This window comes from Kerstersia sp. (genome assembly GCF_052103615.1).
Classification (GTDB): domain Bacteria; phylum Pseudomonadota; class Gammaproteobacteria; order Burkholderiales; family Burkholderiaceae_B; genus Kerstersia.
This window is the reverse complement of record NZ_JBQEKA010000118.1, coordinates 1-7362: the sequence shown is the minus strand read 5'-3', so window position 1 is coordinate 7362 and position 7362 is coordinate 1. Positions and strand designations below refer to the sequence as shown.

The window sequence follows — 7362 nt, the reverse complement described above, 5'->3', positions numbered from 1 at the left end:
TGCGCCAGACAGGATGCCCCCTATCTCCTCATGCTTGCGCTGGCGCAGACGGCAATTGATCCAGCCACATGGCTATCGTGCGCTGCGCCGCCTCTTTCAAGGCGGCGCCATAGCGGCTCGCCTCCTCGCGCAAGGCGCAGGGATCCAGGCCCGCCTGAGCCAGCTCGCAGCAATGCCCGACCAGCCAGCGCTCGATCTGGCCCGCATCGGCCTCCAGGTGGAACTGCAGCCCCAGCACAGTCGCGCCAACGGCATAGGCCTGCTGCGCGCAGGTTTCCGTGCTGGCTAGCAGCGTCGCCCCAGGCGGCACATCAAAACGGTCGCCATGCCAGTGCAAGACCGGCACGCCTGCCAGCGCGGCCAAGACCGACCGCTGGCCCGCTTCAGTCAGCGCCACAGGCGCAAAGCCAATTTCCTTGCCCCCCATGGGCACCACGCTGGCCCCCAGCAGGCGGGCAATCAACTGCGCGCCCAGGCAAATACCCAGCAGCGGCCCGCCTCCCGCCAGGCGCCGCCCGATCAACTTCAATTCCTCTGCCAGAAAGGGATACAGCCTGTCGTCAAATGCGCCTATCGGCCCGCCAAGCACAATCATGAGTTCGCAGGCGGCGGCGTCCGTCCGGGATAAGTCCTCGACCGCAGGGTCGAGATACCTCACGCTGAAACCGCGTGCCTGCAACAAGGCTTCCAGCGTACCGAGGTCTTCAAAATGCACATGGCGTAGCACCAAAGCGGTCTTCATGCGGTCTGCTCCCGGAAAGCGGCAGTCAGGAGCGCTCAGCAAAGCGCAATTTGCGGAAATTCCGCCAAGCGTTTGCGGCACATGGACAAGGGGCTTCCTGATCTGCTAAATTTGTCCTATGACAAATTATAATTTGCCTGGGCCGAAATAAAAATCACCGGATCGTATGCGCCGGAGATTTATTTTCCGGGCCCAGGCCCAGCACTTCACGCACGCCAGGCAGCCAACCCGCCATGAAGAACCCGCAGTCACCCGCCGAACAGCCCGCCCCTGCTATCACTCCCGCCCCTGCCGATGATGGCGGCGGCCGCCACCTGCCGGGCATGCGTTTGCCGGAACTGGCACTGGCATCCACCGGCGGCAAATACGTGAATCTGGCCCGCTTGCGCGGGCTCACCGTCATTTATGTGTATCCGATGACCGGCCGCCCCGGCACGCCATTGCCCCAGGATTGGGACAGCATTCCGGGCGCTCGCGGCTGCACGCCGCAATCCTGCGCCTTCCGGGATCATTTTGCCGGCCTTCAGGCGCTGGGCGTTGCCCAGCTGTTCGGCCTGTCCGTCCAGGATACGGCCTACCAGCGTGAGGCCGCGGAACGCCTGCACCTGCCTTTTCCCTTGCTGTCCGACAAGGATCTCGCCCTGACGCGCGCGCTCAGCCTGCCGGTCTTCGCTGCCGGGGGCCAGACTTTGCTGCGCCGCTTGACCCTGATCGCCCGCGATGACCGGATCGAACAGGTGTTTTATCCGGTCTGCTTGCCAGACCAGAATGCCGCTGAGGTGATGCAATGGCTGCAACACCGCGCCTGTGCCACGCCCCCGCAGCCGGCAAGCGCGCCGCTGGCCTGATTACGTCTCCGACCGCCACAACGCTGACGCCCCGACGCCCCCCCCGCACTATGCTGACCTTCGCTGCCGGACGCCCCTGCCCTTGCCTGCCTGGCCGCCCTGACGGCGCAGCCATAAAAAAGCCGGGAGAGGCCTATTCAGACCTTCTCCCGGCTGTGTCAGGCAACAGCATGCTATTGCGTATGCTATTGCCCGCTGCCTCTGTGGCGGAATCAGCTATGCGCGGCGATGCGCGGGCGCATCATGTTTTCCGGCTTAAGCACTTCTTCCAGCATGTCGTCGTCCAGCAGCTTTTCTTCACGCACCAGTTCCAGCACGCCACGACCCGTTTCCAGTGCCATGGCGGCAATGCGCGTGGAGTTTTCGTAGCCGATGAACGGATTCAGCGCCGTCACCAGACCGATGGAGTTTTCCATCAGCTTGCGGCTGTGATCGGCATTGGCGGTGATATCGACAATGCACAGCTCGCGCAGCATGTCCATGGAACGGGCCAGCAGGCGTTGCGACTCGAACAGCTTGAACGCCACCAGCGGCTCCATGACGTTCAGCTGCAGCTGACCGGCTTCGGCAGCCATGGTAATGGCCACATCATTGCCCATGACAGCAAAAGCCACCTGATTCACGGCTTCGGGAATCACGGGGTTGACCTTGCCCGGCATGATGGAACTGCCCGGCTGGCGCGGCGGCAGGTTCAATTCCTGCAAACCGGTGCGCGGGCCGCTGCCCAGCAGACGCAAGTCATTGCACATCTTGGACAAACGCATCGCCAAGCGCTTGAGCGCCGACGACAACATCACAAACGCGCCCATGTCGTAGGTCGCCGCAATCAGGTCACGCGCAGGACGCATGGCTTCGCCGCTGACAGCCGCCAGACGCGCCACGGCCAGCCCGGCATAATCCGGGTGAGTGTTGATGCCGGTACCAATGGCGGTGCCGCCCAGGTTCACGTCATACAGCAGGCGCTTGGCATCCTGACGCAGGTAATCGGCATCATCGGCCAGCGTGCTGGCAAAGGCGTGGAATTCCTGGCCCATGGTCATGGGCACGGCATCCTGCAATTGCGTGCGGCCCATTTTGAGGACATCAGCCAGTTCGCCAGCCTTGCTTTCCAGCGAGTCGATCAGGCGGTCCAGGCTGGCTACCACTTCCTGCTGCTCCAGCAAGAGGCCCAGGCGAATCGCCGTCGGATAGACGTCGTTGGTGGACTGCGACATATTGACATCATTGTTCGGGTGCAGCTGGGCATATTCGCCTTTCTTGCGCCCCATGAACTCAAGGCCGATATTGGCCACGACTTCATTGATGTTCATGTTGGTCGAAGTACCGGCACCGCCTTGAATCATATCGACCGGGAATTGATCGCTGAATTCACCGTTTACAACACGCTGGCAGGCATGGACGATGGCTTCGTGCCGGTCGTCAGCCATCTGGCCCAGCGCATGGTTGGCATCCGCGCAGGCATGCTTGACCATCGCCAGCGCCCGGACGAAGGAGGGATAGTCGGACAGCTTGGTACCGGACAAATTGAAGTTCTGCACGGCACGGTAGGTCTGGATACCGTAATAGATATCTGCTGGCACTTCCAGGTCGCCGAGCAGATCATGTTCAAGGCGTGTTTCCATCTCGTCTTTAATGATTGCAGATAAACAAGGGAACAGCGGAGCGGTCTCCCCCATTCCCACTTCCGATTCCGGCCTGAACGGCTTCATCCTGGCCGCTCAGTCAGCCACACGGGAGACGCAGCGCCTCCTGGGCACTGCCGTCAAAGCCATTGCGTCTGTCCGCGCATCCTTTTGGGAAACAGACAAAAGCAACGACTCGATACGGACGAGACCCGTCCCGCCTGGCCAGGCTGGCTATAGACAAACCACATACGTGAAACGCCCCCGGAAACGGGTTCTTCGATCTCTCGCAGCTGAAATTGCAACAGGGCTTCAAGCACGCTGCACAACGCCGGAGAACGGGGACAGCAGACTGGCGAGGTTTCAGGGACGCCAGACGAGGCGCCCCATGCGCAACCAGGGAATCGCGCAGCCGCAGCACGGCAGGCAAAAAAATCAGTCTGATATAGCCCAGCACGCCGATGCGGTCAGCGGACAAACTCAAGGGATCGAAAATTATCGTAACACGCTGCACCGGAAAATCTACAAGCAATGTCATCTTTGCGGCCCTATTTTTTTTCACCTAGTGGGAAAAATCGACACGACTTGGCCAGCCATCCCCCAGACCCCGCGCAGCGGACAGCGAAATCACCTCTTTTCCCGGCATATTGATGCCGTGCCGCCACAGCGCAAAAAAATAGGTACGCACTCAGAGCCGAAAACCCCGCTCGTTTTCCGCGCAGGCGCCCTGGCGCTTGCTTCCTTTTCATCACGCAGTAGAATAAAGCGGTGCGCTGCGCCTGCCCGGCTTTCATGCCCTGGCCGCTGCGCCCCCGTCCGACAGGAATCGACTTGGTTACTTCGTCCAACAAACGCCAGCTCTCCCCGCGCCTTGCGTGGTGGGTGCACATCTGCAAACGCGAACGATGGCAATCCGCCGCCGTTTCCGCGTGGGCCTGCTCACGCCGCTGAGACCGCCCTTCCGGCCTTTGTTTTCCCTTTCCGCTGCTCACTGACTCGCACCGCATCCTTGCGGCCGTGCCGGGCATTCGCCTGGCTCGCAAGGCATGACCTCCGTCATGCGTGCTATGCGTGCTGCTCGTGCTGCAACGCCAAGGGTTTTTGGAATTTTCCGTCGCCCGTGCCCCTGATCCCTGAAACAGGCCGGTCCGGCGGAGCAATGGAGTCTGACCATGAATACCCCCCGTCCCGTCCTGTCGCTCAAACAACGCCCCGCCCCCGCCGGCGCCGCCCCTCAAGCGGAAGTTGCGGTGGATTGCTCGCAATACCAGCAGCCTGACGCCAACGGCCACTTCGGCCCCTATGGCGGCAGTTTCGTCAGCGAAACCCTGGCCCAGGCCGTTGCCGACTTGCGTGATGCCTATCAGCACTATGGCCGCAGCCCGGCTTTCATTTCGGAGTTCCGCAATGAGCTGGCTCATTACGTCGGACGCCCATCCCCGGTTTACCATGCCCGCCGCCTGAGCGAAGAAAGCGGCGGCGCGCAGATCTTCCTCAAGCGCGAAGACCTGAATCACACCGGCGCGCACAAAATCAATAACGTCATCGGCCAGGCCCTGCTGGCCCGGCGCATGGGCAAGCCGCGCATCATCGCCGAAACCGGCGCCGGCCAGCACGGTGTCGCGACTGCCACGATCTGCGCCCGCTATGGCCTGGAGTGCGTGATTTACATGGGCAGCGAAGATATCCGCCGGCAAATGCCCAATGTGCAGCGCATGCAATTGCTGGGCGCGACCGTGACCAGCGTCGATTCTGGCAGCCGGACGCTCAAGGACGCCATGAACGAAGCCATCCGCGATTGGGTCGCCAATGTGGACAACACCTTCTATCTGATCGGCACCGTGGCGGGCATGCACCCCTACCCCATGATGGTGCGCGATTTTCAGAGCGTGATCGGCAAGGAATGCCGGGTGCAGATGCCCGAAATCATGGGCAGCCTGGGGCTGAGCCGGCGCCAGCCGGACGCCGTGGTGGCCTGCGTGGGCGGCGGCAGCAATGCCATCGGCATCTTCCACCCTTATATCAGCGAGGATAACGTCCGCCTCATCGGTGTGGAGGCGGCCGGCCTGGGCCTGGATAGCGGCCAGCATGCCGCGTCATTGCAGCGCGGCAGCCCCGGCGTGCTGCACGGCAACCGCACCTATATCATCCAGAATGATGACGGGCAGGTCATGGAAACCCACAGCATCAGCGCCGGGCTGGACTACCCTGGCGTCGGGCCGGAACATGCCTTGCTGCATGATCTCGGCCGGGTGGAATATGTGGGCATCACGGATGCCGAAGCGCTGCATGCCTTCCATTACCTGTGCCGCGCCGAAGGCATCATCCCGGCCCTGGAATCCAGCCATGCTGTCGCCTACGCGATCAAACTGGCGCGTGAAATGCGCCCGGACCAGGCGATACTCGTCAACCTCTCCGGCCGGGGCGACAAAGACATGAACACCGTCCTGGAGCACATGGCCGCCCACGGCGCGCCCAGCATCCAAAACGCCGGTATCAATCCCCCGCAACCCTAAGCGGCGCCCGGTATCCGGCATCAGACACCAGACACCCGCACCGGCCCCCATGCCGGTGCGGGTGCCTGGTGTCGGGTGCCGGTGCGGAGAGGTGCGAATATCAGTGCCAAGCTGATACGGGTACCCGCCAGCGCCCGGCTTGCCCGCGCGCTGCGGCATGCCGCGCTGCCATGGCACGCCCCCTCCCGGGCATCAATGCCCCGCTATCTTAGTAGCCCAGCAGGCGCGGCAGCCACAAAACCAGTTGCGGCACGAACGTGCATAGCAATAGCAGCAGCACCATGAACAGGCTCAGCATGACGGCCCAATACGTCGTGGATTCCAGCGACGTTCTGGCAATACGCGCTGTCACGACCAGATTCAGCCCGACCGGCGGCGTGAACTGCCCGATCGCAATATTCATCACGATCAGAATGCCGAACCAGACCGGATCCCATTGGAAATAATTCATGATGGGAACGAAGAGCGGCAGGAAAATGAAGAAGATCGAAATCCCGTCAATAAACATGCCCGCAATCAGCAAGACGAGATTGATCATCAGCAGCAAGCCGGTCTCTGAGCTGACCGACGACACCAGCGCCCGCGCCAGGTGATCGAAGGTCCCCAAGGCATTGCTGGCCAATGAAAAGACCGAAGCCAATGCCAGGATGATGAGGATGATCGCCGACAATTCGCAAGCTTCCACCAGCACCCGGTACAACACCCTGGGCGTCAGCGAACGATAGACCAGCACGCCAACCACCAGCCCGTAGAACACGGCCAGCACGGCGGCTTCCGTCGGCGTTACCAGCCCCGTGCGCATACTGCCCAGAATCACCACGGGCGCCATCAGCGCCCAAACGGCTTCTCTCAGGCTGGCCCAGAACGGCGGCCTGGCATCGTCCTGCTCGGTGCCAATTTCATGACGGCGCGCCAGCCAGACCGAACCGCCGATCAGGCAGAGCCCGGCCAGCACGCCTGGCACCATGCCCGCTGCAAACAAGGCTGGCACGCTGGCCTGAGGCACCAGCATGCTGTAGATCACCAGGGCAATCGACGGCGGGATGAGGATATCCGTCGATGCCCCCGCTCCGACAACGGCAGCGGCAAAGCCGCGGGGATAAGCGGCGCGTATCATCTGCGGGATCATGACCGCGCCCACCGCCGATGAAGCCGCCGGGCCGGAACCGGAAATGCCGCCCAGAATCATCGCCACGATAATCGCCGTTGCCGCCAGGCCGCCGCGGCGCGGCCCGACGATGGACGCCGCGAATCGCACCATAGAGGCGGCAATGCCGGCACGCTCGAACAGCACCCCGGCCAGAATGAACATCGGAATGGCCAGCAGCGGATATTTGGAGATGCTGTTGTAAACATTCATGGGCACCGACAGCATGCCCAGATCAGCAAAGGCCACGACGGCGGTTCCAGACAGGCCCAGCGCGACAGCCAAGGGCACGCCTGTCACCAGCAGCAGCAGAAACAGGCCGAACAGCACCACACCCAAGATGTCGTAACTCATGGCCGCGCCTGCCTTAACTGTCGTAACTGTCGTAACTGCCGCAGGACTGCCGCCAGCGCCTGCCACTGGCGCAAAACGATCAGGCAGGAAAAAATGGGAACCACCGAGGTGTACCACCACTGCGGCAGGCCCA

General features: G+C 62.2%; 5 protein-coding genes. 2 read left to right on the top strand and 3 right to left on the bottom strand.

All coding sequences use genetic code 11. The annotated features are described in order from the left end of the window. Positions 1-28: 28 nt before the first annotated feature. Positions 29-742, bottom strand: a complete 714-nt coding sequence (locus ACTJGZ_RS15280; RefSeq protein ID WP_441663756.1) for a glutamine amidotransferase — start codon at positions 740-742, stop codon at positions 29-31. Between the two features lie 233 nt (positions 743-975). Between ACTJGZ_RS15280 and ACTJGZ_RS15275 the strand changes: the two genes are divergently transcribed. After that, positions 976-1590 (top strand): peroxiredoxin, encoded by a 615-nt coding sequence (locus ACTJGZ_RS15275; RefSeq protein WP_441663755.1) that lies wholly within the window; start codon positions 976-978, stop codon positions 1588-1590. A gap of 212 nt (positions 1591-1802) precedes the next feature. Here ACTJGZ_RS15275 and ACTJGZ_RS15270 read toward each other — a convergent pair whose 3' ends face one another. Beyond that, the gene (locus ACTJGZ_RS15270; protein WP_441663754.1) at positions 1803-3212 is read right to left on the bottom strand and encodes an aspartate ammonia-lyase; all 1410 of its coding nucleotides are present in this window, start codon (positions 3210-3212) and stop codon (positions 1803-1805) included. Between the two features lie 1172 nt (positions 3213-4384). Between ACTJGZ_RS15270 and trpB the strand changes: the two genes are divergently transcribed. After that, positions 4385-5728 carry a tryptophan synthase subunit beta gene (gene trpB / locus ACTJGZ_RS15265; protein WP_441663753.1) on the top strand — a complete coding sequence of 448 codons (1344 nt, stop codon included), beginning with the start codon at positions 4385-4387 and terminating at the stop codon, positions 5726-5728. 208 nt (positions 5729-5936) lie between these two features. On the opposite strand, the gene ACTJGZ_RS15260 is transcribed toward trpB, so the two are convergent. Further along, on the bottom strand, positions 5937-7217 hold the full coding sequence (locus tag ACTJGZ_RS15260) for a TRAP transporter large permease (protein ID WP_441663757.1): 1281 nt from the start codon (positions 7215-7217) through the stop codon (positions 5937-5939). Positions 7218-7362 lie beyond the last annotated feature (145 nt).